This is a genomic window from Flavobacteriales bacterium (assembly GCA_025210805.1).
Lineage (GTDB): Bacteria > Bacteroidota > Bacteroidia > Flavobacteriales > CAJXXR01 > JAOAQX01.
Map to the genome: position 1 here is coordinate 15,079 of JAOAQX010000006.1, position 23,670 is coordinate 38,748.

At 32.8% G+C, this 23,670-nt stretch carries 24 protein-coding genes; 8 read left to right on the plus strand and 16 right to left on the minus strand.

Features of this window, described 5'->3' with window-relative positions; all coding sequences use genetic code 11:
- Position 1: 1 nt before the first annotated feature.
- The gene (locus N4A45_02900) at positions 2 to 889 is read right to left on the minus strand and encodes a hypothetical protein (GenBank protein MCT4664165.1); all 888 of its coding nucleotides are present in this window, start codon (positions 887 to 889) and stop codon (positions 2 to 4) included.
- A 27-nt stretch (positions 890 to 916) separates the two neighbouring features.
- Between N4A45_02900 and N4A45_02905 the strand changes: the two genes are divergently transcribed.
- From N4A45_02905 to N4A45_02915, 3 genes are all read left to right on the plus strand, one after another.
- Positions 917 to 1,327 carry a TM2 domain-containing protein gene (locus N4A45_02905; protein MCT4664166.1) on the plus strand — a complete coding sequence of 137 codons (411 nt, stop codon included), beginning with the start codon at positions 917 to 919 and terminating at the stop codon, positions 1,325 to 1,327.
- Positions 1,328 to 1,399: 72 nt separating this feature from the next.
- A complete protein-coding gene (locus N4A45_02910; protein ID MCT4664167.1) occupies positions 1,400 to 2,119 on the plus strand; it encodes a hypothetical protein in 720 nt (239 codons plus the stop codon).
- 19 nt (positions 2,120 to 2,138) lie between these two features.
- On the plus strand, positions 2,139 to 2,891 hold the full coding sequence (locus N4A45_02915; protein MCT4664168.1) for a hypothetical protein: 753 nt from the start codon (positions 2,139 to 2,141) through the stop codon (positions 2,889 to 2,891).
- A gap of 13 nt (positions 2,892 to 2,904) precedes the next feature.
- Here N4A45_02915 and N4A45_02920 read toward each other — a convergent pair whose 3' ends face one another.
- A complete protein-coding gene (locus N4A45_02920) occupies positions 2,905 to 3,264 on the minus strand; it encodes a helix-turn-helix transcriptional regulator (GenBank protein ID MCT4664169.1) in 360 nt (119 codons plus the stop codon).
- 117 nt (positions 3,265 to 3,381) lie between these two features.
- On the opposite strand from N4A45_02920, the gene N4A45_02925 reads away from it, so the two are divergent.
- Positions 3,382 to 3,903 (plus strand): nuclear transport factor 2 family protein, encoded by a 522-nt coding sequence (locus tag N4A45_02925; protein ID MCT4664170.1) that lies wholly within the window; start codon positions 3,382 to 3,384, stop codon positions 3,901 to 3,903.
- Positions 3,904 to 3,907: 4 nt separating this feature from the next.
- A complete protein-coding gene (locus N4A45_02930; GenBank protein ID MCT4664171.1) occupies positions 3,908 to 4,795 on the plus strand; it encodes an oxidoreductase in 888 nt (295 codons plus the stop codon).
- Here N4A45_02930 and N4A45_02935 read toward each other — a convergent pair.
- The 4 genes from N4A45_02935 to N4A45_02950 form a co-directional block, all read right to left on the minus strand.
- A complete protein-coding gene (locus N4A45_02935; protein ID MCT4664172.1) occupies positions 4,787 to 5,617 on the minus strand; it encodes a lysophospholipase in 831 nt (276 codons plus the stop codon). The two genes, N4A45_02930 and N4A45_02935, sit on opposite strands and share 9 nt — an antisense overlap.
- A 282-nt stretch (positions 5,618 to 5,899) precedes the next feature.
- Entirely contained in the window at positions 5,900 to 6,994 is a 1,095-nt protein-coding gene (locus N4A45_02940; protein MCT4664173.1) for a hypothetical protein, read from the minus strand.
- Between the two features lie 116 nt (positions 6,995 to 7,110).
- Entirely contained in the window at positions 7,111 to 7,788 is a 678-nt protein-coding gene (locus tag N4A45_02945; GenBank protein MCT4664174.1) for a LytTR family DNA-binding domain-containing protein, read from the minus strand.
- Between the two features lie 2 nt (positions 7,789 to 7,790).
- Positions 7,791 to 8,615 carry a histidine kinase gene (locus tag N4A45_02950; protein MCT4664175.1) on the minus strand — a complete coding sequence of 275 codons (825 nt, stop codon included), beginning with the start codon at positions 8,613 to 8,615 and terminating at the stop codon, positions 7,791 to 7,793.
- Between the two features lie 640 nt (positions 8,616 to 9,255).
- Here N4A45_02950 and N4A45_02955 point away from each other — a divergent pair.
- Complete coding sequence (locus tag N4A45_02955) at positions 9,256 to 10,347, plus strand: helix-turn-helix domain-containing protein (protein ID MCT4664176.1); 1,092 nt, start codon at positions 9,256 to 9,258, stop codon at positions 10,345 to 10,347.
- A 306-nt stretch (positions 10,348 to 10,653) separates the two neighbouring features.
- The gene (locus tag N4A45_02960; GenBank protein MCT4664177.1) at positions 10,654 to 11,805 is read left to right on the plus strand and encodes a hypothetical protein; all 1,152 of its coding nucleotides are present in this window, start codon (positions 10,654 to 10,656) and stop codon (positions 11,803 to 11,805) included.
- A gap of 356 nt (positions 11,806 to 12,161) precedes the next feature.
- Here the strand turns inward: N4A45_02960 and N4A45_02965 are convergent, their stop codons facing one another.
- The 8 genes from N4A45_02965 to N4A45_03000 form a co-directional block, all read right to left on the minus strand.
- Entirely contained in the window at positions 12,162 to 13,253 is a 1,092-nt protein-coding gene (locus N4A45_02965; protein ID MCT4664178.1) for a M42 family metallopeptidase, read from the minus strand.
- Positions 13,243 to 13,464, minus strand: coding sequence for a DUF6095 family protein (locus N4A45_02970; protein ID MCT4664179.1), 222 nt, complete (start codon positions 13,462 to 13,464; stop codon positions 13,243 to 13,245). Before N4A45_02970 ends, N4A45_02965 begins: the two co-directional genes overlap by 11 nt.
- Positions 13,461 to 14,264: an N-acetylmuramic acid 6-phosphate etherase gene (gene murQ / locus N4A45_02975; GenBank protein ID MCT4664180.1), complete on the minus strand. Its 804-nt coding sequence runs from the start codon at positions 14,262 to 14,264 to the stop codon at positions 13,461 to 13,463. Before murQ ends, N4A45_02970 begins: the two co-directional genes overlap by 4 nt.
- 119 nt (positions 14,265 to 14,383) lie before the next feature.
- Positions 14,384 to 14,743 carry a diacylglycerol kinase family protein gene (locus N4A45_02980; protein MCT4664181.1) on the minus strand — a complete coding sequence of 120 codons (360 nt, stop codon included), beginning with the start codon at positions 14,741 to 14,743 and terminating at the stop codon, positions 14,384 to 14,386.
- A gap of 77 nt (positions 14,744 to 14,820) precedes the next feature.
- Positions 14,821 to 16,665, minus strand: a complete 1,845-nt coding sequence (glmS, locus tag N4A45_02985; protein ID MCT4664182.1) for a glutamine--fructose-6-phosphate transaminase (isomerizing) — start codon at positions 16,663 to 16,665, stop codon at positions 14,821 to 14,823.
- A gap of 9 nt (positions 16,666 to 16,674) precedes the next feature.
- The gene (locus tag N4A45_02990) at positions 16,675 to 17,934 is read right to left on the minus strand and encodes a DUF4270 domain-containing protein (protein ID MCT4664183.1); all 1,260 of its coding nucleotides are present in this window, start codon (positions 17,932 to 17,934) and stop codon (positions 16,675 to 16,677) included.
- Between the two features lie 108 nt (positions 17,935 to 18,042).
- Complete coding sequence (locus N4A45_02995) at positions 18,043 to 18,855, minus strand: glycogen/starch synthase (GenBank protein ID MCT4664184.1); 813 nt, start codon at positions 18,853 to 18,855, stop codon at positions 18,043 to 18,045.
- A 195-nt stretch (positions 18,856 to 19,050) separates the two neighbouring features.
- A complete protein-coding gene (locus N4A45_03000; GenBank protein ID MCT4664185.1) occupies positions 19,051 to 20,235 on the minus strand; it encodes an aminopeptidase in 1,185 nt (394 codons plus the stop codon).
- Positions 20,236 to 20,420: 185 nt separating this feature from the next.
- Between N4A45_03000 and N4A45_03005 the strand changes: the two genes are divergently transcribed.
- Complete coding sequence (locus N4A45_03005; protein ID MCT4664186.1) at positions 20,421 to 21,125, plus strand: cation transporter; 705 nt, start codon at positions 20,421 to 20,423, stop codon at positions 21,123 to 21,125.
- Positions 21,126 to 21,315: 190 nt separating this feature from the next.
- Here N4A45_03005 and N4A45_03010 read toward each other — a convergent pair whose 3' ends face one another.
- Positions 21,316 to 22,551, minus strand: a complete 1,236-nt coding sequence (locus tag N4A45_03010; GenBank protein ID MCT4664187.1) for a hypothetical protein — start codon at positions 22,549 to 22,551, stop codon at positions 21,316 to 21,318.
- 226 nt (positions 22,552 to 22,777) lie between these two features.
- Positions 22,778 to 23,659: an LD-carboxypeptidase gene (locus tag N4A45_03015; protein MCT4664188.1), complete on the minus strand. Its 882-nt coding sequence runs from the start codon at positions 23,657 to 23,659 to the stop codon at positions 22,778 to 22,780.
- Between the last annotated feature and the right edge of the window lie 11 nt (positions 23,660 to 23,670).

Consider the following 23,670-nt stretch of genomic DNA (forward strand, 5'->3'; position numbering starts at 1 on the left):
GTCAATTTTTCTTCAATAAAAGGTCTATTTGGGTGTTTTTTTCCAGAAATACTAAAAATTCCTCTTTGCGAACTCCGTTGGAAATGGATAATGAGGTTGTGTTCATTTTTATACGACCTTCATTTAGTGCTTTAATTTGAATTCTATTATTTTGATTTTTTAGCGGAATGTTTAACAAGGTATTTTGAGAAGAAATAAGCCCCGAAAACACTTCCGCTCCATTGAGGGAAACACTCACGGAATCATTATCATTATTTGCAAAATCCCAAAGGCTTAGCTCTATGAAGTCTTTATTCCACAAGAAACTTAATTTTTCACCTTTTTCTACCCTTGTCTTACGTTTTCTTGAAACCAGCTCTGAACTTGTTTTGATAGTCTTAAGTTCTTGAGAAGAAATTCGGCCTTTTTTTGCCATTTTCTCAGCTTGAGCAATGAGCTTTTTTTGAAACACCTCTATTCTTTCAGCATTGGTTAATTGCATTTTCCCAGAAACACAGGGACTTCCATCTGGATAAGAGCTTTGGAAATCAAAAGATATTTTTTTAGCTTCTTTTCTTTTAAATGGAATTTCAAATTGAAGATTACAAAATATATTAGGATCTAATTCAGACTTTGTATAGATGATTGAAGACTCATGAAGGAATAAAATTTTCTTTTCCCGATCTAAAAAACCAATAATTTCAGACTTTGTTTCATCAATATCCATGATATTAGATAAACTATAACCTCGAACTGAGTCTTTTTTATCAATATAATAATCTAAATAATATGAAATAGGAGCAGTTTCCTCTATCTCTATTATCCCCATAAATGTATGAGATGTATTTTGGGCAATAAGTAGTTTAGTATTGAATAATATCGATATAATGCAGAAAATTAGTAATTTCATCGCAAAGATTTAATAATTATCAAAAATATGAAAAAACTGATTATGGGTTTACTCCTATTTCTCGGAGTGATTAACACAGAAATTTCTACCGCTGCCATTCCTGTTAAGAAGACAAATACGGAGTTTGTTATGTCTGAGTTTGTTTCCAACTCAAAAGTATCTACTTTTGATGTTTCTGAATTAGCAGAAATTCAAAAAATCAATGAGGAAGCTATCGCTGTAGAACATGCTAAAAATGATGAGAAAAGCTGGACAATCGCAGTTCTTCTCGTTGTTTTTCTTGGAATACTTGGAATTCATCGTTTCTATTTAGGCTATCCCACAATAGGAATTATACAATTGTTAACCATTGGCGGTCTAGGTATTTGGTTTCTAATTGACTTCATTAGAGTGATTACTAGAGATCTACAACCTAAAAATGATAGCTATAAAGATTAATGATTATTAAAAAATCATTCTAAGTCATTTATTGCAATCTCATAAAAGAAAATGAAAAAATATTTTACAGATATGAAGAAAATAACAATCGTTTTTTTACTTTTATTTTTTATCAAAGCAGAAGCTCAAACTGGCTCCACTGACAACTTCATGCAAGGGAGGAAATATTTTGGATCCCTAGTATTCTCTCCTTTTCATAAGGATTATATGGCATCAAATGTAAATATATCCGTAGGAGGAATGGTGAGTCCTAAACTCGCCTTGGCATTTGATTATTACATCATTGGCGCTAGTAGTAAAGACATGTATTTAGAAGGTAATATTTCCAACACAGAATTACAATCAGGAAGTTTTAGCTTTGGTGTATTTGCAAGGTATTATGCATTCAAAGGTTTATACGGTGCTTTAGGTTCAAAATATCATACAAACTTCCAACAACACTATTCTACTATTACGAACACTTCTCTTCTTTTGGATAAAAACGGAAATCCTGTTCAAGACGAAAATGGAAATATTGTTTATACTCCTCAGAATAAAAAAATTAAATATGAATTAATCAGCGAATCTCTAGAATACTATATCGGAGTGGGATACACACAAAGATTAATAGATGGATTTGCTATTGATATCATGCCTAAACTTTCGATACTTAGTGGTAAAAGAGACCAAGTGATTAAGGAGAAAAATAATGGATCAAATGGTGATATGGAATATTTTTACCACATCCAAGATGATGTTTCTTTTACTGAGATGATTATGGGCTGTCAATTTAGATTGATGTACTTCTTTTAATTAAAAAAATAACATAACAATGAAGAATTTTATACTCCTACTAGCATTACTCTCTCTACAATCAGTAGTAAATGCGCAAGACAATGAATTTGTTACGAAACTAAAAGAAAGAAATTTAGGAAACTTCAGAAACAGCTCCCTGAATGTTGAATTAAACGGAATGATTAGCCCTATTGACGAAGGTGAACATCCCATTTATCTTGGAGCTCAATTAAGAATTGTCAGTCATTTATATTTAGGGCTTAGTTATAACATAGGAAACAAAATAAGGAATCCTGAAGGGGTAGATATCGAAACTTTACAAAACAAGCCTGAATTCATTAGTTTTCTAGATGCTTATCAATTTAAATTGGACTATTATTTTAAAAATGGATTAAAACTTGGCTTTTTTATTCAAAAAAACTATGCCTCGGAAATAAAATCTGTGCTCAATACCGCTTCTTACCCTATTACAGATGATCAAGGTGATTTTGTTCTTGACGCAGCAGGGAATACTCTGTATGCCATAAGCACTAAAAAAATTCCAAAGAGTTTTTATAGTGAATATTTTGCAGTCGGATGGAATGTAGGATACTCTTTTCCTATTTACCAAAAATTATATGTAGAAATCGAATCTAGATACTGTGGATACAGTCTAGATTTCTCGGAACAGCATAGTGAAATTTTGAAACCAGAAGAACCCAAAAACCCGATGAATGTTTACAAAACAATCCAACAACGTTTAACCGGAACTAAAGTTCAATTACTTTTTGGGCTTAGATATTTTATTTAAAATCAACGACACACTAAACACTTTCATTCTCCTTCATTTCCGATAAAGATTGAGCATAGGTCTTTCCCCAGTTTGAAATACTTTCAATGACGGGTTCTATGCTTTTTCCTATTTTACTTAAAGAGTATTCCACTTTTGGTGGTACTGTTGCATAAGCTGTTCTTATTACTACTTTTTTTTCTTCAAGATGTTTTAATTCTTTTACTAACATTCTGGTAGAAATATCTGGTATGGCACGTTCAAGTTCCTTAAATCTTAATGTACCTCGATCTAGTAAAACGTATAATATTGCAAATTTCCACTTCCCCTCCAATGTATTCATTGCTAAATGAAAAGGACAGTTCAAATATTCTTCTAAAGTTTTTTCCCTCATAAATTTTTGATTTTCAATATTACTTACACATATGTTATTACTTCCCATAGAGGTAACTACTTTCAAATGTAAAGTATTGTTTCTATATTAGCACCATTAGTCATAAAAAAAAACAATATGAACGTTCAAAAATCAATACAAATTGCCTTATTAACCTTAGGGCTTTTCTCTGGGAATGTAAGTTGTGATAATGTCTCTATTAGCGAGGTAGATGAAATGGATACATTTAAGGTGTATAAAGAAAACCAGACTGCCAATAAAAAATTGGTCGTAGAATTTGTGGAAGCCATGAGAACATCAAACGTCTCTAAGCTAAAAACGATGATTGCTGATGATTTTAGCTGGTGGATTATTGGAAAACCAGATTATCTTGCTACAGCAGGTGAACACGATAGCAAATACTTTTTAGATTTCTTTAAAGGCACCGCTCTTTTTCCTGATGGAGCCGATTTTAAAACCACCTCTATGATTTCTGAAGGAAATACTGTGGCTGCCGAGGCTGAGTTTAAAGCTAAGACAGCAATGGGTACACAATATGAAAATTATTATCATATTCTCTTTGTGATCGAAAACGGAAAAATTAAACGCATGAAAGAATATATGGATACCTATCATGCAAAAATAACTTTTGGATTATAATAAAATGAATTGGAATCCTTCACAAATCCCTAACCAAAATGGGAAAACTGTTCTGATTACAGGAGCCAATACGGGGCTTGGTTTTCAAACCGCCTTAGAATTTGCTAAGAAAAATGCTTCTGTAATTATGGCTGGTAGAAATGAGCAAAAAATACAATTGGCTATTTCACAAATTAAATCGAAAATACCTAATGCTCAATTAGAAGCTGGAATTGTTGATCTTTCTGACCTAGATTCTGTAAAGAATTTTGCACAAGAAATCCTTCAAAATCATGAGCAACTTGATATTTTAATCAACAATGCTGGAGTGATGTTTCCACCTGCTAGCAAAACAAAACAGGGCTACGAAATGCAATTTGGAGTAAATTTTTTATCTCATTTTGCACTAACTGCTCACCTGTATGATTTGCTAAACAGCACTTCCAATAGCCGAGTAGTCACTTTAAGTAGTATTGCTCATAAAAATGGAACAATTGATTTTGAAAACCTCAAACTCGAAAAACCTTATGATAAATTTCGAGAATACGGACAGAGCAAAGTAGCTGATTTAATTTTTACAATTGAGCTTCAGAGAAGACTTCAGAAGTATCAATCTAAAACCTTATCTGTTGCCGCCCATCCTGGTATTAGCAAAACAGAATTACTAAGAACCGACAATCCCAATATGATTCACGAGTTTCCGCACATGACCGCAAATCAAGGCGCTTTTTCTAGTCTATTTGCCGCCACAGAACCTATTTCTGGCGTTACTTATGTTGGACCCAATGGCGAAGGAGAAATGACCGGCTTTCCTGCACCTGCATTTATTGCAGAGTATGCTAAAAGTAAAGAAATTGGTAAAAAACTTTGGGAATATAGTAATCAAGAATTAGGAACGAAATTTTTACTTTAAATCTATATCTGCTTCACTATGAACTGTGTTGTCTAAAAACTTCTCAACCTCTACTCTCCATTCATCTTTGTATTTATGGAGATAATTTTCATGTCCAGCTTTAGGAAACAGATGCTTTTTCTTTTTCCCTTTCAGGTTCTTAAAAATGGTATTTGTTTCCTCTTGGCTAACACGATTATCCTTTTCACCATACATGAGCAACGTAGGGGACTCTATTTTTTTTGCATATTCCTCTGGATTATGATCAAAAAATGAAAAATCGTTTTGAACACCTCCCCAAAACATTAAAACGGAAGCTAGAGGAAACGAAGGAATCCCAACAATTTCAAATCGGGCTTCTACCGTTTTTTTCATTCTTCCGAAAGGACATTCTAGAATGATTCCTTCGGGCTTAATATCCCACTCACTTAGCGCTCTCATTATCGCTGCTGCTCCCATAGAATTTCCATATAAGTAAATGGGAAGATTTTGAGTCGTTTTACTAAAACCGAAAGCCGTTACCACTTGTTGTGCCTCATGAAAACCTATGGTAGTTTGCGAACCTTCTGAACCACCAGAGCCCATAAAATCTACTAATAGTGTTTGATATCCTAACTGATTAAAAATTTCTGCCTGCTCCAGCATATCTGATTTTTTCCCGCCATAACCATGAAACAAAATTATCGTTCCTTTTGGTGATGGAAGAGCTATTTTCCAGCATTCAATTTTTTTATTACTTTGAAGATATATCGTTTCGTAACTTCTTTTTGGAGTGATGGTATTAACAGGCTTGGGTTTAGAAAAACCAAAGAATAACCCTTGGATCTTTTGTTTCCAATCCATTTTCTTTTTCTTGCTTTCTGAAAAATTATCAGGACTAGAAAAGTGTGTAAATGTGTATGCATGAAAATATGCGAGAATATTTACGAATACGATAAGTCTCAAAATATATAAGGTGACTCTCTTGATCCATTTAGTTCTGATATTAATAATCATTTTAAAAAATTAAGAATAAATAAAATTAATACATTATATCGAGATAAAAAAAGAGATGAACCTTTCGAATTAAGACCCATCTCTTTATAAACGTGTTTTCTGCGATTCAGAAATTTTATAAGTCCCTCATCACAATTCAGAGTACGAACACACTAAATTTTGATTAATTAAGGTTCTCTGGGGAGCTTGCAATATTTGTTGATATAATACTAAACTTGCTATTTCTGAAGGTGCTGCACTTGAAGCAGCTCTATTAGAAAACAAACTCAAAGTTCGAATAACCTGTTTATTTACATCAGCGAGTACTCTTGTATCTTTAAGCTCGTTATCTATTCTTAATGTAAATGTTTTTGTGCTATTCTGATAAGTAATATTGAAAATATGAAACTTACCATCAATTGCAACCCTTTTTTCTTGGCTATCGCCACAGACCATTTGATGACCAATGCGAATTCCATAGAAAGTATTGTTACACCCAGTAGCAGGAATTAGAGAATGCCCTGTTCCAATTTGAAAAGATGCGTCTATTCCATTGAAATTACCTGGTGTAAACTTTCGTGTATGAAAAACAGATGCATAATCCTGTTGGGCACCTGGCTCGTTAAAACGAAGTACTACAAATAATTCGAAATCAGAATTCTCAATATCTGTAATATCTGACTCCAAAAAATTCTTTCTACCGGAGTTAACAACTGTTCTTCTTAAATGTCTCCTTGAAGAATATTGGGGAGTACCATTGGGGTTATCAATTAATTTGAAGAGGGTATCTTGAGCCGTATTAAAACCAGCTTCATTGTTATGAATTTCATCAAATACAACAGAATTACCTTCATTTGACTCTATTTGATTAATGAAACTATTCACCTGTGCCACAGAACCATTATTAACTTTCAAAAGATTCAAGTCCTCAAAATTAACATGAACTAATGGTGCAACTAATGAATTGATTGAAGTAGTTGTCTTTTCAACACAACAGAAATTATACCAGAAGGAAGCTTTATAAACTTCTAAACAGTTTAGTGAAGTGTTGTAAATAATTAATCCCTCTGCAGGGTTTTGAATACTGTTTTTTTCATTTTCAGAAAGTCTTGGAGGCAAAAACCCCAAAGTAGTTGATTCAACTTCCAGTACTGCGGAAGGATGTGGTGCGATTGTTCCTATACCCACTTGTGCGGACGTGTTAAGAAACATAATACTTAATGCGAGTTGTAATATGTGCTTCATCTTACGATAAAAAATGTTTGAGGCGAATCTACAACTATTATTATTCCACAATATACATGCTTTCATGTAAGGAATAGCATGAATAGACAAACGACATTTTTGCACCGATAATCTGTCTAATTTTCATTTAATAATTTTTGGTATGCTGTTTTTTTAAATGCACGACCAATGGGTATCTCATGAGATCCAACTTGTATGCTATTTTTATAAATAAGCTGTACATAAGATTGATTCACAAGATAGGATTTATGTGTACGGACAAAAGTAGGGTGAATGATATCTGAAAGTCGCATCAAACTTTTTATTGATTCCTTTTCTGTATGAAAAATTAAATAATCTCTATCTGATTCGATATAGATTATAGAATTTATTTTAAGTTTTATGAGTCGAAATTGAGACCGAATAAAAAGGTAGTGATCTTCTTTTTTGAAACTTTTTTCAGCATCTATCTTTTGACTAATTTTATTTATTTTCTGATCAAATTCTACTTTCTCAATGGGCTTTAATAAATATCCATAAATATTTTGCTGTAACGCATCATAAGCATATTTCTGATGCCCTGTTACAAATAAAATGGGATTACTAAGTTTTGTTTCTTTCAAAATATCTAGAGCTTGCTCTCCTCCTAGTTCAATATCTAAAATTAGCAAGGCTTCGGGTTGCTTTTTTATTTCTGAAATATGCGCTCTAAAATTAGACAATGACATAGAAAGCTCAAGTTCTTTGTGGTTTTTTATATATGATTCCAACAAAATTCTCGTTTGGAGATAATCCTCAATGATGATACAATCCATTTTTAGGGTAGTTTGATGTGCAGTTGAACAGTATATATTGTCTCTTTCGATATAATTTTCAATTGGTGATCTTTTCCATAAAAGATCTCAAGAAGTTCCTTAGCATTTCTCAATCCTACTTGAGTAGAAAAAGGAATATCTCTTGTATTGGTAGGTTTTGAGTTTGATAGTTCCAAAGTGAAAATATTTTTTTGGACACTAATATCCAATTTTAACCATGCATTTTCAACTTGGTGAATAAGTCCACTATGCTTAACACTGTTTTCCACAAAATAAATTAAGATTAATGGCTGAATTTTCAACTCTGCAGTTGATGTTGCTTGTAAGGAATAATTAATCTTATCATGTAATTCCCATTGATCAGCAATAAGATCTAAATAATTAAACAAATGTTGAATTTCTTTTAATAGATCAATAGAATGCGTATTTGAAGCCGATATATTATAGTTTAATATATCAGCAAGATTATGAACATAATTTAAACCATCTTCCTTATTGTTATTTTGAATAAAGGCATATAAATTTTGTAATTCGTTATTAAAAAAATGTGGCTGAATTTGATATTTAAATTGTTGACTAAATAAATTGCTAATTTGTTTTTTTTGAATTCTGTAGATATAGATAAGAAAATAGAATGACGCCCCTAGAATAATGATACCCATTACCGTTACATTGAGAAAGTATTCAAATGTGGTGAATGGATCAACATAAATTTCAAAACCAAAATATTTTTTGACTACACTATCCAAATAAACAATAAGTTCTAATATAAACCCAGTAATAAATATCATAATTACACTGAAGAAAATAATCTTCAATTGTTTCATTTTCTTGATATTCTTGGTTTTTTTTAATAGAGAAATATGAATATAAAAATAGAGAATTGGAAAACCCAATGCAGCAGAATAATATAGAATAAAAAAAAGAAAACTATCCTTTGAACCGCTCATTACCCAATTACCAAGGCAAAAAAGCAACCAAAAAAAGGCATGAATAAAATAACTAGATATTTTTTTTTTGTGCAAGATAGTCATTCTCTTAAGGCGTGAATACTTCGCTGCAAAGATGCGTATTTTTAGGTAAAAAATGGAATTAATATAACAAATGAAGGTAACGGTTATATTTAAGAACTACATCTCCTGATATTCCGATAAAAAATGATGTTACTCTTAAAAAAGGGTACACTTTCAAAAAAACATTATCAACTGAAATACAGCACAGTAAATCTTTCTTATGAAGATTTCCGATTATCGAGATAAGCTATCTTCTACATGTCAAGAAAAAGATGCTAAGAAATTCTTAACAATAGGCCATTTATCAGAGAGGTCAATTACAAGCTACTGAAAATTATTTAAGGGTGATTCCTCAATAATTCATGTAAATTTGGTTGAATTATTTAGAATTTGTAAATGTTAAGTTTTGAAATCGATTAACGAATTACTTATTTTAGTTTTGGACTCCATAGAAATGTCACAGGCAATTTCTATCGGTTTGTTTTTATGTATTTTGAAAAAAAGTCGCACGAATTTTTCTTATTTAATAGGATTATTCTTGGTCATATCGGGGTTATCATCTCTTTCTGAAATTTACAATACATTCAATGTGTCTTATGGTGGTGTTTTGATGAACTCTCCCTTTGAGTTTTACTGGTTAATACCAAGTATACTTTTTTTATACATTGAGCGAGTTTCCTTACTACAAAACAGAAGTTGGAGTAAGTATTTACTTGGACCTGGTTTTATAGAATTTATTTTTGATTTTGTCTCTTTGTTTCTTTCTGAATACCTCTTAAATAGGCTTGAAAACAGTGCTTTGTTTACTTTTTTAGACGTATTAGGGACACTCTATGGCTTTGTTTTATTCATTGGGATCCTAATAATGATTAATAAGCATAATAAACTCATTAAAGAACAGTATAGTAATATAGAGAAAAAGGAATTGATTTGGGTTAGATTCATTTTGATTTTTGGGTTATCTTCTTTGACTATCTCTATTTTATTAGGAGAATTTGTAGGTGAAATACTACAAGAATTTATTATGGTTATTTTTAACTTATTTATTACAATTTGGATAGCATATAACGCTTTATTTCAAGAAGTTTCTACGAATCTATTTTCACTGGAGGGATTTAATTTCACATTGGAGGAAGAACAAGTAAATAAAATAAAAGAACCTAAAAAGAATAATGAAGAACACCAAGTTGTACAAAAATATACTGACATATTCATAAAAATTGATAGGTTAATAAGACATGAAGAACTGTACTTAAATCCAGAGTTGAGTATCGTTGCCATATCAGAAAAAATTAAAGTCCATCCACGATCTGTTTCGAAAGCAATTAATACAAATACACAAAAGAATTTTAATAACTATATAAATGATTTTAGAGTTCAAAAAGCTGTAGAAATACTAAAATCAAGAGAAATTGAGACTCTAAATATCGAGGGGATTGGGCAAAAAGCCGGATTTAAGTCAAATAGTACTTTTTACGCAGCCTTCGGCAAACGTCTAAATACTACTCCATTACGTTATTTGGAGAATTTGAATTCAGGAAAATAAATTCATATTTCAGAAATCTGAAGTCTTTTCAATTCAGAAAAATACCATCTTGCTAAAATAAGAATTGATATTTGTCAGACCTATCAATAAAAAAACTCGTACCATGTATTTTTTCCAAGATTTATTCTTTTCGCTGTATGTTTTTATAACAAGCGCTATAGTTGGTGCGAATGATTTTTTTTGCTGGCAATTAAAATGATCAAGTACTTTCAACTTTTCTGATCATTTTGTAAGAACACTTTCAAACTAATTCGAAACAAATCCAACTAAGGAAGACATAGCGTTTCCTGTATTAATCTTGAAATCATGAAACTAAAACAGTATTTATTATTTTTGAGTTGTTCACTATTCTCGCTACAATCTAATTATGCACAGGTGGGAATAGGAATTACTAATCCGCATAGTTCAGCAATACTGGAAGTAGCATCCAGTACCAAAGGCTTTTTACCACCGAGATTGAATTCTAAACAAAGAGATAGTATACAGAGTCCTGAAGAGGGCCTGATGATTTACAATACTGAATCATCTTGTTTAGAGTGGTTTAATGGATCTTATTGGTACAATTACTGCTGTGACGACCTCGTATCGAATGGAATTGCCAATTTCCCGTTTGAAATATACTTTAATACAGAGACTAAGGTAAATAAAATTGATATTAATACTGGCGGTAATACAGGTACAGAGGCAGACCACAATGATTTTGTATTTTCTTATGAAAGTTTGGTAAATAATACAACAGAAATAGCTTCGTTTAGTTCTGGTGTCTTAGAAGGAAATAATGTTTTCCAGCTAAAAAAAGAGGAAGACCCAAATCAACCATCTTATCAACATAGAAAAAGCATTTATAGAACCGTAAATAGAGACTTGATCGGATATGTAGGGCCTATTGCTATAGCTAGTTTAGATTATGATTTCACTCCTGATTATGTTGGGGAATTCGAAATTTTTTTAATTGCTAAAGTCGATTCTGAAGCAACTAATATTATCGAATATGGAGCTTTCTTTTCTTCTTCAGATGGAGTAAATGATAATTCACTACAATTAGGTTTGGGATCGACATCATTCAATGCGGATTTTGTAAGTGGTATTCCTTGTGAAAAAAATTATTTCAGACTATTCTATAAAAATGGTTCTTCGAATAGAAATATCTGTGGAAACACTTTAGATAATCGAGTAAGAGTTGATGATGGTAAATTTCATGTTTTTAATATTATTCAAAGAAATCATAGCAATGGTGTCAATTATATTTTAGAATTACATATTGATGGGAAATTAGTGCAAAAAGATGAAACTTTAACAGATCCTCTAAAATTCGAGAAATTAAAGTTATTTTCTAATCGTAAAGGAGATAAAGCCGTTAAAAGTAATATTTCTGATATTTTATTTTTTTCCACTCCTCTAGATAGCATTAAAAATGAAGTACTAAACCAATATATGCTATGTAAATATGGTGAATAAGCTTGAGTCTTAAAACTTCTAAATAACCAATACGACAAAATAACCACAAAACATTCAATAAATTATCGTTGAATGTTTTGTCGTTTATGATTAAGGGGTAGATTTATTAAAAACATGTTTTCTCTTGATACTTAAAAATATGTAAATTCTGAATTCGTCAATTAGATACTTTATAAAACATAATTAAGGATTAAGGGGCGCTGAAAACAATTACAACAAACTAATTACCCAGCTCGAACTTACGCTAAATCAATACCATAAATGAGATTATAGACAAGACAAATACATTCAAAAAAACTCGAAGTACAAGACACTTCGAGTTTTTTTTTTTGAATGTGTAATTTCAGAGAGAATCCCTATATCCTCCAATAATTAAAATCGTGATCGTTTTCTATGGACTGGAGACTGTGATAGATTAGCTGGATAATACCTTCAACATCTTCTTGGTGAACCATTTCTACAGTAGTATGCATATATCGTTGTGCAAGAGAAATAAGAATAGAAGGAACGCCTCCGTTAGAAAAGGCAAAAGCATCGGTATCTGTTCCTGTAACTCGGGACGCTACTTTTCTTTGTGTTGGAATTTTTTTCTGTTCACAAACTTCTTCCACAAGGTTCAACAGTTTGTTATGAACAGGTGGCCCTACAGTAAGAACAGCTCCTTCACCAAGTGCTATATCTCCTTGTTGTTGTTTATTGTATAACGGACTTTGTGTACAGTGTGTCACATCCGTAACGATAGCCACATTGGGTTTTATTTTTTCGGTAATCATTTGAGCACCTCGAAGCCCTACTTCCTCTTGCACTGCATTTACAATATAGAGTCCAAAAGGGAGTTTTACTTTGTTTTTATGTAACAAACGAGCTACTTCAGCAATCATAAAACCACCAATACGGTTGTCCAAGGCTCTTCCTACCCATTTGTTTCCGTTTACGATTTTGAATTGATCATTAAAGGTGATGACATCTCCAATCTGAACACCCATCTCCAAAACCTCTGCTTTATTTTTAGCTCCAATATCGATAAAAATAGTATCCATACTGGGTTGCTTTTCATTTTTTCCTTTACGGACATGGATGGCTGGCCAACCAAAAAAACCTTCTATCTGACCTTTCTTTGTGTGGATAACAACCTCTTTTGAAGGTGCTATTTGATGATCTGATCCTCCATTTCTTTGCACATAGATAAATCCTTTGTCTGAAATATAGTGTACATACCAAGCAATTTCATCGGCATGTGCCTCTATCACTACTTTGAACTCTGCTTCAGGATTTATGACTCCCACAGTGGTTCCATAAGAATCCACAAAGGCAGTATCTACATAAGGTTTTATATAGTTATACCATCTTTTTTGTCCTTCTGTCTCAAAACCCGTTGGGGCATATTCGTTGAGGTATTCTTCAAGAAACTTGAAGGATTTTTTATTGAAAATACTTTTATTCTTCATCGTGAAATAAACCTTTTATAATTAATGAAATACTCTTTATTAAGAAACCAACAACAACCAAAACCAAAAAGGCGGCCATAATTTTTACCCAAACGGATTCAGATTGATCAAACATATAGTTCATCAAAATAGGAATTCCGAATATTGGAATCAACATATAGGAGAGCATTCTTACGCCCTTCATCATGATCTCTTTTGCTTCTGGACTCATAGGTTTATATTTTGAATGGCTTTTCTTACATTACCATGTGTATCTATCAATTTCTGAGCTTGTTCTTGACTAATATTACTAATTTTCATCAACATTTCTACGGCTCTTTTTTGCAATTTATGATTGCTCAATTGCATATCTACCATTTTATTTCCTAGCACATGCCCTAGTTTAATCATCACTGAAGTAGAAATCATGTTGAGGATGAGTTTTTGAGCAGTTCCTGCTTTCATTCTTGTAGATCCTGTAACAAATTCGGGTCCTACAACCGCTTCTATCGCTAAATCAACTTCTTTACTCAGTGGTGATTTTTCGTTACAGGTAATACAGGCTGTAAAAAGCTTATTTTCTTTGGCTTTTTTTACCCCTCCAATAACATAAGGCGTGGTTCCACTGGCAGCAATTCCTATTACGGAGTCTAGAGGATTAATCTCAAATTTTTGAAGATCTTTCCATGCTTGTTCTTTACTATCTTCTGCAAATTCAACAGCTTTTCTAATGGCTGAATCACCACCTGCAATCAAGCCAATTACTTTGTTATGATCTACCCCAAAAGTTGGAGGACATTCTGAAGCATCCACAATTCCTAGTCTTCCACTTGTTCCAGCTCCGATATAAAAAAGTCTTCCCCCACTTTCCATTCTTTGGTGTACTTCGTTCACTACTTTTTCTATGGTTGGAATGCATTCTTCCACCGCTTGGGCTACTTTTTGATCCTCTTGGTTGATATTACTCAAAAGTTCTTGAGTACTCATTAGGTGAAGGTCTTTGTATAGACTGTCTTTTTCGGTGGTTTTCATTGGCTTACATCAGTTTTTTTTTTTGAAATCACTCAAAACTAGTATAAAAAATATGTTTGTTAAATGAATTGTGGAACTTCCCTCTTTCTCCTCTTTGAATAGCTTGTCAACTAAGGGTCTTAGAATATTTTGGGAATATAGATAATTCCTCCAATAATCAATGCAATAATAGCAACTATAAAAACAGCACCAGCGGCGATATCCTTGATAATTCCTATTTTTTTATGAAAATCTGGATGTACAAAATCACAAAGTTCTTCAATAGCTGAATTTGTTCCTTCAACCCCCATTACCATAGCGATTGCAAATAGTTGAGCAATCCACTCATAGGCAGAAATATCATAATAAAAACCGAGAAATATCATGAGAATCCCGATACTGCCTTGCACCTGAATACTCGCCTCTGTTTTTATTAAATACCAAGCTCCTTTAAAGGCATATATAGCACCTTTTAATCTTCCTTCTATAAATTTCTTCATAGTAAAAAAAGCCACTTTTCGTTTAATAAAAAGTGGCATTTATGTTCGTTTATCTTTGGTTTACAAAGTTTCTATACTTATTCTACAGTAACCGATTTTGCCAAGTTTCTTGGCTGATCTACATTACAACCTCTCATTAGAGCAATATGGTAAGAAATAAGCTGTAATGGAACAGAATTCACCAATGGACTCAATGGCTCACTTACTTGTGGCACTTCTATTACATAATCGGCTATTTCTTTTACTGCTGAATCGCCTTCGTTGATCACGGCAATAATTTGTCCATTTCTTGCTTTAACTTCTTGGATATTGCTCAATACCTTTTCATGATGTCCTTCTAGGTTTGCAATAACAATCGTTGGCATATTTTCATCAATCAATGCAATAGGCCCGTGCTTCATTTCGGCTGCAGGATATCCTTCTGCATGGATATAGGAAATTTCTTTGAGTTTCAAAGCTCCTTCCAGAGCTACTGGATAGCTATAACCTCTACCTAAATAAAGGAAATTGGCAGCATCCTTAAATTTCTCAGAAATGGCAATTGCTTGCTCATTTACCAAAAGAGCTTTTTCTATTTTCTCTGGGATAGCATCTAGTTCATGAAGCAATTTAAAATACTCTTGCTCTGCTAAGTTTCCTTTTAATCTTCCTAAATGAAGTGCGATTAAAGAAAGAATAGCAACTTGGGAAGTAAATGCTTTTGTAGAGGCTACTCCTATTTCTGGTCCTGCATGTGTATAGGCTCCTGCGTGTGCTTCACGAGCTATAGAAGATCCTACTACATTACAAATTCCAAAAATGGTCGCACCTTTTTCTTTTGCCAGTTTTATAGCAGATAGCGTATCTGCGGTTTCTCCAGATTGAGAAATAGCAACAACAATATCGTCTTCGTTAATGATTGGATTTCTGTATCTAAACTCAGAAGCATATTCTACTTCTACAGGGATTCTCGCCATATCTTCAATAAGATATTCGGCTACTAAACCAGCATGCCAAGAAGTTCCACAAGCTACAATGATAATTCTTTTAGCATTCAGAAATTTATGCTCATACTCGTCTATACCACGCATCTTGATGGTTCCTTCATTAGCCAGAAGTCTTCCTCTTAACGTATCGTGAATAGATCTTGGTTGCTCATGAATTTCCTTCATCATGAAAAAGTCATATCCTCCTTTTTCAATAGCTTCTAGATTGAATGCTACTTTTTGTACATAAGGAGATAGTATTTCATCTTGGATGGTTTTTAGGGTAATTCCCTCATGACGATCAATCAAGGCCACTTGTTCATCTTCAAGATAAATAGCATCTTGAGTGTATTCAACAAACGGGCTAGAATCTGAGGCTATATAAAATTCTCCGTCTCCTACTCCAATAGCCAGTGGCGAACCTTTTTTGGCAACCACAACTTGGTCTGGATTTTTCTCATCTATAATTGCAATAGCATAAGCACCAATCACATGATGAAGACTACGTCTTACGGCTTCAAAAAGTGTCGTTTCAGTATGAACCATTACATCTTCAATGAAATTGATTAATACTTCGGTATCTGTTTCACTCTTGAAAGTATAACCTTTTGTTTTTAATTCTTTTTTAAGGGAATCATAGTTTTCTATAATTCCATTATGAATCATTGTCAATCTCCCACTATTACTCTGGTGTGGATGAGAATTAGTATCACTTGGAACTCCGTGAGTTGCCCAACGAGTATGCCCAATACCTAACAATGATTCTTTGTTGTATGCCTTAGAAGCATTTTCGAGGTTTACAACCTTTCCTTGTTTTTTATAGACTTCTACAGTCATATCTTTAGATAGAATAGCAACTCCTGCGCTATCATATCCTCTATATTCTAATCTTTTTAATCCTTTAATGAGTATTGGTAAAGCTTGTTTTTCACCAATATATCCTACAATTCCACACATAATAGTATTTTATTTTTGTTCAGAGTACATGATTATTAGTTTTACTCTTTTCTCTTCTTCTGTACTGGTCACTCCTTCCAAGATGGTTCTTCGGATAGAAGTTACAGAATGTGTTCGAAGATACACTTTTTCTGCTTTTCCTTTCTGTAACCATTGTTGTATTGTACGAGTGAGGGGTATTGAATAAATTCCTTTTTTTGAGTCATAGCTTACTTTTTGCCCATCTAATGGGACTGTGTAAATTTCTGTCTCGTTTTCGTTTTCTCTCAATAGGAATTGTAATTCAGTGTGATTTACCAATCCATTATTGGTATCTGGTTTCACATGAATTTCCATCAAGGCTCTATTGATTACTGTTTTATTCGTAAGGCTATCAGCAAAATTCTTAAAATGTGGTAACTCCAATACTGTTTGAATCCCTGCCATTCCCTGGATATATAAGTTTGGAGTATTGGTTTTAGAAATTTTGTTTGCAATACTTGAATTTTGATAATCGTGTTGATATTCCAAAAGGTGATTGGTACCATTGGAAGTTACAAAATCTATACTATCTTTCTTGTTTGAAGACTCTGTAAAAAAGAGCTTCATTTTTATTTTCTTATAATCAAATTGAAAAAGTCCACCCTGTCCTGAGCTCAAATTATTTTCTGATTTTATAGCGATTCCCTTTAGGAATTCATAAAAACTGGCATCATCTTTAAGCGCTCCGTCTGGCTTTTCTTTTAGGATCTCTTCACCAAGTGCATTGTCTAATCTTATTCTTAGCTTGTTATTCTTTGCCTGATCTCCATCTTGGTAAGTTGTCTGTGGTTTAAAGCTAATATTTGCCAACTCGGTACTGGTAAGATAATTTTCATTGGAATACTTTTTTGTCGTATCAATCTTCTCAGATACTCTATATACTTTAAAATTTTGTTGAGCATCTTGTGATCCATAATGACTTAAATATGGGAGCTCAAGTACTAAGGAATCAAAAGTGGCATTACCAAAATCAATTTTCGACTCAGATAAAGCCAATTGCGTATAAAGATTTGAATTTGTTTTACCAAAAACGGGATCATTGATGGCACCTAGGATGCATATTTTTCGATTAACAGTACTCGCAGAATCAACTAAATCAAAACTGGTAGCTATTGATAATGTATCTACGCTTGTACTTCCAAAAAAGCTTCCATCTACTAAATCATCTCCTACTAAATCTTCTTCTTTAGTACAAGATTGAATTAGACTAATGGTTAAAAGTGCTATTAAAAATGATGTTATTCTCATGTAGTTTTCTTCTTCTGTGCTTACTTTAAACAAAAAAAAGCAGGTAGATTTCAAATGTACTTGATAACTTGATAACCTTCCTGCCTTAGATATTAATAAATGTTAAACCTAACAAATCTTTTCTAGCATAGACTCATAGAATTCCTTATAAAATTCTTTAAATGCGTCTTTCTCCACGTGGTCAGCTACATATAGACCTTTTTCGTTTGCATAATCCGTTAAGGCAGCATCAGTACTTTTTGTTTTGATGAAGGCATCAGCAAAATCAATACCCTTTTTCTGAAGGTTTTCAAAAGTAGGCTCTTCAATTCCCGCAGCAGACGCTTCACTTACTCCATCAAATAACACTTTATTCTTTAGTTTATTGTTCAAACTTCCGTCAAATCCGTCTTCTAAATCAGAAAATACAATTTGTGTATTCTTAAAAATCGGATCATCTTTAAAGTTCTCTTTCAAATACATTGGCAACATTGAGGTCATCCAACCACTACAGTGGATAATATCTGGCGCCCATCCCAGTTTTTTAACAGTTTCCAGCACACCTCTAGAGAAGAAAAGCATTCTTTCATCATTATCTTCAAATGCATTTCCATTTGCGTCTTCAAGATTTTGCTTTCTCTTAAAATAATCCTCATTATCAATAAAATACACTTGCATTCTTGCTTGAGGAATAGAAGCAACTTTTATAATAAGTGGCTGATCAAGATCATTTACTATTAAGTTAATTCCTGATAATCTTATTACTTCGTGTAATTGGTGTCTTCTTTCATTAATAGTCCCAAAACGAGGCATAAACATTCTCACTTCATAACCTGATTCATTCATTGCTTGAGGTAAGTGTCTCGCTGTTTCAGACATCATATTAGATGGCGTGTATGGGAAAATTGATTGCGAAACGTATAAGATTCTTTTTTTGGACATGTAGCTCGTTTTTCTATTAAATTTCTGCGCACAAAGATACGAAAAACCTTGATATTATGAAAATATGTTTATATTGCACAGTTATTTAGAGAACTGTTTTTTTATAATATAACAAAAGGTGATTTTATTTTGAGTAGTTCTCAAAAATAAAATCACCTTTTGTGTTAATACAAGAATCTATTGTTTTCTAAATATTTAGATCTTCAGTTTTTTCTTCATTTTTTTATTGATTGCTTCTTTACTAATCAATATATCCATCGTTTTGTACTTTACAAATGCCTCTGATGCGTAAAAGTAACCTTTATAAGGATTATTTGTTCCCCATGAGTTTTTTACAATATAATATTTGTTTCCCTTTTGATCTTTAGCAATACCTGTTATATGCATTCCATGATCATCAGTTGTCTCATAATTATCAAATGCTTTTTGACGCATTTCTTGAGTTATTGTTTTCTCAGGCGAAGGCTGATCAAAGATGGTTGAAATTTTTGAAGATCCTGCATCTGAGAAATTCTTGTTGTCTTTACCTTTTTTCTTTATTGTAACACCGTCTTCAGGCATTAGTGCTAAACCGTGTCTATAAGAAAATCCTTTTTCAGAAACATCACTTGCCCATGCTACCGTGTATCCATTCTTTAAAGCCTCATCTAATATTTCCATCATATCCTCAATAGGGATATTAAGATATAAACCTCCAGACCAGTTATCTGGTACTTCTAGTACAAATGGCTCATAAAAAGGATGGTGAGTATACGAAGTAAGTCCTATAAATTGATTCTCTTGAATCCCTAGATACTGTGCATAGCTATGCGGAGTATAAGTTTTTCCATTTACCACAAATTCTTCTGGTCTTGTTCCGAAATAGGCATCTAAGATACCGTTTACAGCTACTTTCCAGTTTTGACTAAGCTTTTTAGATTTTATGAGTCCATCTAAAGTAGATTGTAGAATATTACTGAGTTCTGAGTGATTCCTTTTCCCTCCTTCTCCAATAGGCATATCATGATAAGCTACTTCGGGCACTATTCCATACTTTTCTATAATAGGTGCTACATCATGAAAAGCTCCTCCTTCTCCAAAATTGCTTTTCCCATGCATTCTCACATACTGAATGGCTTTTTCAAAGTAAGTATGTCGTACAATCCACATTTCTGAAAGCACATGTTGTCCTTTACCTTTTTTGATAATTTCAGATTCAAAAAAAGATAGTGCTGAAAAACTCCAACAAGTTCCCGTTCTACCTTGATTTTGAACAGGAGTTGCTTCATTGTTTACAATCTCTGTAAATTGATATTTAGAATCATCTTTTAATTCTAATTTTTCTTGAGACCATGCCCAGCTCGTAGAAAGCAAAAGAGCAGATAATAGTATTTTTTTCATCTTAAGAGAATGATTTTTTTGGTTTCTATTTATTCCAAATATATCATTATCTCTCCTTGATAAATTACAAAATGAGTTAATTATTATAAAAAAGTAACATTTCATCGAAAAAAATGTAGCACACTAAACTTTTGATTAAATTTGTAATTACTAAAAAGAAAACATAAAACTAAACTCAAAAAAAGATGAAAAGATTTTTTACATACGGAATGTTGGCTACCACTTTGGTATTCGCTTCATGTGGATCAGACAACAAAAAGGCTGCCGATACTCAAAAAGAAGAAGTAGCTCCTGCAATGGCTGATTTAGCTATTGCGATTGATGGAATGACTTGTGCAAAAGGATGTGCACTTCCTATTCAAAAAATGCTTAGTGAAACAGAAGGTGTTCAATCTGCAGAAGTAGATTTCGACAAAAAAGCAGCATTTATCTCTTATGACAAAAACAAAGTAACTCCAGCTGAAATTACTGCTTTATTTAAAGATTTTAAAGATGGTGCTTATACTGCTTCTGCTGCTACAACTGATCAAATTGAGCTAAGAGCTAAAACATTAATGGCTGACGCTAAGAAAAAAGCATCAGAAGAAGCTTCGAAATTAAAGAAGAAAGCGGGTGATACTAAAAAGAGAGTAGGAAAAAAAGTTACTGACAATATTGAACGTATTGAAGGTAAAGGTAAACAAGCTATTGAAACGGTAAAAGGAAACGCTAAAGAAGTAAAAGGAAGAGCAACTAAAGCTGCAAGTAACGTTAGCAGAAATGCAAACCAAGCTGCCACTGTAATTAAAGGTGAAGCTAAAAAAGTAGAGGTAAAAGCTACAGAAATGAAGGTAAATACAGAAAAAGTTATTAAAGACAGTAAGATAAACGATCGTCTTGGAAGAAGATAATTTTTAAGAAAAACGGAAATTCTTAAATTCCTTGAAACTGTTGAACGTTTGTTCAGCAGTTTTTTTTTGAAAAAAAATCTAGTTTCTAATGGTATATCAAACACAGGATACCATTTTATGTTGTACATAAAAAAAACCATCGAAAAGTGCGAGAATTCGATGGTTTCGGTTGCAATAAAACTGCGTCGAGTTAATTACAAGAGTGTATATTAGAGTTAGTTGAGTTGTTAAAGTTATTAATTACATTATAGCCAATAATCCCATTATCTACTGCCGTTTCTAAGGAATTATGAAGACCGTTGACTCCTACATTTGTTGAAGGGAAAGTGAAATTTGGCGTTGTACTTGCTGTTGCACCTACTTCTAAAGCATCAGAACATCCATCTCCGTCAGAATCTAGGTCATACTGATTCTCATGCCCGTCATTATCAATATCTATACAATGTTCCTTTGAAGTAAACTTCCCTATGAAATGTTCTGTACCACTTTCGTTTGTACTCACTATTTTTACTTCATTATTCCCTGGATTTAAAGTGATATTACTAAAAGGAATTACACTTCCCATAGTTCCATTTGCTTGATAACCTCTTAGTCTTACAGGCTTTAACCCGTTGTTATAAGAAGGATGGCTAGAACTATAATGCGCCGTTCCAAAGGCCGTTACATTTCCAAACTCATTGATTACAAAACGTACTCTTGGCAGACCGTCAGACCGTGCATCCCAAGGCGAGTAAATTCTATTATCACCGGTACTATATGCTTGATCATTGGGGTTCACAAATTCCATATCTACCTTAAAGGCTTTTTTCTGTGAATCTTGTCCTTGGATATCCATACTTTTTTGTAAAGCTGTAACTCCGTTTACGGTCACTGTCTGTGCTTGAAAAATGTTTTGGTTATTGATATAAATTTCCATTGCATTATCTATTAATGCAATATCGATAACTAAATGGGATACGTTATTTATATTGTAGGTAAACACATGATTTGTGATATTCATCTGCCCGAAAGATTCAACATTAGTACCACATTGTTCATCCACATCTGGAATTCCATCATTATCATCATCAATGTCTTCAGTATTACTAATCCCATCTCCATCAAAATCATCGCCAGAATCTGGTATAAAAATGGGAATCAAATTCGTTCCACAATTTACAATTAAAGATCTCCAATCTGTTCCATTAAAAATCACCAAAGATCCTGTATTACAACAATCAGTACAATAAATCATGAGCCCTTTGGCTGCATTATTAATACTTTGAATACTGTTATTGTCCATTCTAGGAGGTAAAAAACCCTTAGAAGTTGAGTTCACCTCCAAAATAGCAGATTCATCTGGCGAAGTTGTACCTATTCCCACCTGACCTTGGATTAATTGCGTTCCTAATACTAAGAATAAAATTGCGAGTTTCGTGCGTAGCATTTATTATTTTTTTCAAAACAATGGCAAAAGTATGCCAAAATATTGTTTTGTCTATGTCACTTTTGCAACATAAGAACCTATTAATCACTATTATACAACGTATGATAAAATTAAAATAGATTTAACTACTTAATTAGTAATCTATTAAATCATTTTAATAAATTTTCACATTAACACAAAAAAATACAGACGTTAGCTAATCATCACGATTATGATAATCAGTTAACTAATTATTCTTTTCAGAATACTTTAAGCTTATGAGGTTTTTATTTTGGGAAACTTCGATCACCTTACCAAAACATAAAGAATTCGAATAATTGATATGTCCGACAGGGCAATCTATAAACAATGGTATACTTAATTGCACACAAAACTTCTGCATTATTTCTACTACAGTCTCTCCAAAAGGAATTTTATGATCATGAATATGAGTAAAACTCCCTAACAAAATAGCTTTTAAACCACCCAAAGAACCATTTCTATACAAGCCATACATCATTCTATCAATATGATATACATACTCATCTAAATCTTCAAGAAAAAGAATACAATTGTTGGTAGATGGATAACTCACAGAGCCCATCATGGAATAAAGAACCGATAAATTTCCTCCAATAAGCTTACCTTCGATCGAAATATTTTGTTTTTGTGAAGAGGTCCATTCAAAACTAATTGCTTTACCCAAAAAAGCGTTTTCTAACGATATTTTTGCTGTTTCGCTAAGATCTGGTAGCTGAATAGGCATCGGAGCATGGACAGAATAGGCTCCAAAAGCCAAAATATGGTTCAAAAAAATGGTAAAATCAGAAAAACCTACAAGAATTTTAGGATTTCTTTGAAATAATTGCCAATCAATTAAATCTATCACACGAACACTACCATAACCTCCACGAACACACCAAAGTATATCTATAGAAGAATCTTCTAGCATGGCATTAAATGCTTTCGCCCTTTCTTGATCATTTTGAGCAAATTGATGATATGGATGATGAACATTACTTGATACAACCACTTGAAAACCTTTGCTTTCTAACCATTTTTTGGTACTTAAAACCTGGCTATTTTCTAAAAATCTAGCGGTAGCTATTAACCCAATTTTCTTTAGCATCTTTCTGTTTT

Excerpts from the sequence above, each read along its gene's own strand:
- N4A45_02900 (MCT4664165.1), bottom strand. The coding sequence starts at position 889 with ATGAAATTACTAATTTTCTGCATTATATCGATATTATTCAATACTAAA.
- N4A45_02905 (MCT4664166.1), top strand. The coding sequence starts at position 917 with ATGAAAAAACTGATTATGGGTTTACTCCTATTTCTCGGAGTGATTAAC.
- N4A45_02910 (MCT4664167.1), top strand. The coding sequence starts at position 1,400 with ATGAAGAAAATAACAATCGTTTTTTTACTTTTATTTTTTATCAAAGCA.
- N4A45_02915 (MCT4664168.1), top strand. The coding sequence starts at position 2,139 with ATGAAGAATTTTATACTCCTACTAGCATTACTCTCTCTACAATCAGTA.
- N4A45_02920 (MCT4664169.1), bottom strand. The coding sequence starts at position 3,264 with ATGAGGGAAAAAACTTTAGAAGAATATTTGAACTGTCCTTTTCATTTA.
- N4A45_02925 (MCT4664170.1), top strand. The coding sequence starts at position 3,382 with ATGAACGTTCAAAAATCAATACAAATTGCCTTATTAACCTTAGGGCTT.
- N4A45_02930 (MCT4664171.1), top strand. The coding sequence starts at position 3,908 with ATGAATTGGAATCCTTCACAAATCCCTAACCAAAATGGGAAAACTGTT.
- N4A45_02935 (MCT4664172.1), bottom strand. The coding sequence starts at position 5,617 with ATGGATTGGAAACAAAAGATCCAAGGGTTATTCTTTGGTTTTTCTAAA.
- N4A45_02940 (MCT4664173.1), bottom strand. The coding sequence starts at position 6,994 with ATGAAGCACATATTACAACTCGCATTAAGTATTATGTTTCTTAACACG.
- N4A45_02945 (MCT4664174.1), bottom strand. The coding sequence starts at position 7,788 with ATGGATTGTATCATCATTGAGGATTATCTCCAAACGAGAATTTTGTTG.
- N4A45_02950 (MCT4664175.1), bottom strand. The coding sequence starts at position 8,615 with ATGAAACAATTGAAGATTATTTTCTTCAGTGTAATTATGATATTTATT.
- N4A45_02955 (MCT4664176.1), top strand. The coding sequence starts at position 9,256 with ATGTCACAGGCAATTTCTATCGGTTTGTTTTTATGTATTTTGAAAAAA.
- N4A45_02960 (MCT4664177.1), top strand. The coding sequence starts at position 10,654 with ATGAAACTAAAACAGTATTTATTATTTTTGAGTTGTTCACTATTCTCG.
- N4A45_02965 (MCT4664178.1), bottom strand. The coding sequence starts at position 13,253 with ATGAAGAATAAAAGTATTTTCAATAAAAAATCCTTCAAGTTTCTTGAA.
- N4A45_02970 (MCT4664179.1), bottom strand. The coding sequence starts at position 13,464 with ATGAGTCCAGAAGCAAAAGAGATCATGATGAAGGGCGTAAGAATGCTC.
- murQ (MCT4664180.1), bottom strand. The coding sequence starts at position 14,264 with ATGAAAACCACCGAAAAAGACAGTCTATACAAAGACCTTCACCTAATG.
- N4A45_02980 (MCT4664181.1), bottom strand. The coding sequence starts at position 14,743 with ATGAAGAAATTTATAGAAGGAAGATTAAAAGGTGCTATATATGCCTTT.
- glmS (MCT4664182.1), bottom strand. The coding sequence starts at position 16,665 with ATGTGTGGAATTGTAGGATATATTGGTGAAAAACAAGCTTTACCAATA.
- N4A45_02990 (MCT4664183.1), bottom strand. The coding sequence starts at position 17,934 with ATGAGAATAACATCATTTTTAATAGCACTTTTAACCATTAGTCTAATT.
- N4A45_02995 (MCT4664184.1), bottom strand. The coding sequence starts at position 18,855 with ATGTCCAAAAAAAGAATCTTATACGTTTCGCAATCAATTTTCCCATAC.
- N4A45_03000 (MCT4664185.1), bottom strand. The coding sequence starts at position 20,235 with ATGAAAAAAATACTATTATCTGCTCTTTTGCTTTCTACGAGCTGGGCA.
- N4A45_03005 (MCT4664186.1), top strand. The coding sequence starts at position 20,421 with ATGAAAAGATTTTTTACATACGGAATGTTGGCTACCACTTTGGTATTC.
- N4A45_03010 (MCT4664187.1), bottom strand. The coding sequence starts at position 22,551 with ATGCTACGCACGAAACTCGCAATTTTATTCTTAGTATTAGGAACGCAA.
- N4A45_03015 (MCT4664188.1), bottom strand. The coding sequence starts at position 23,659 with ATGCTAAAGAAAATTGGGTTAATAGCTACCGCTAGATTTTTAGAAAAT.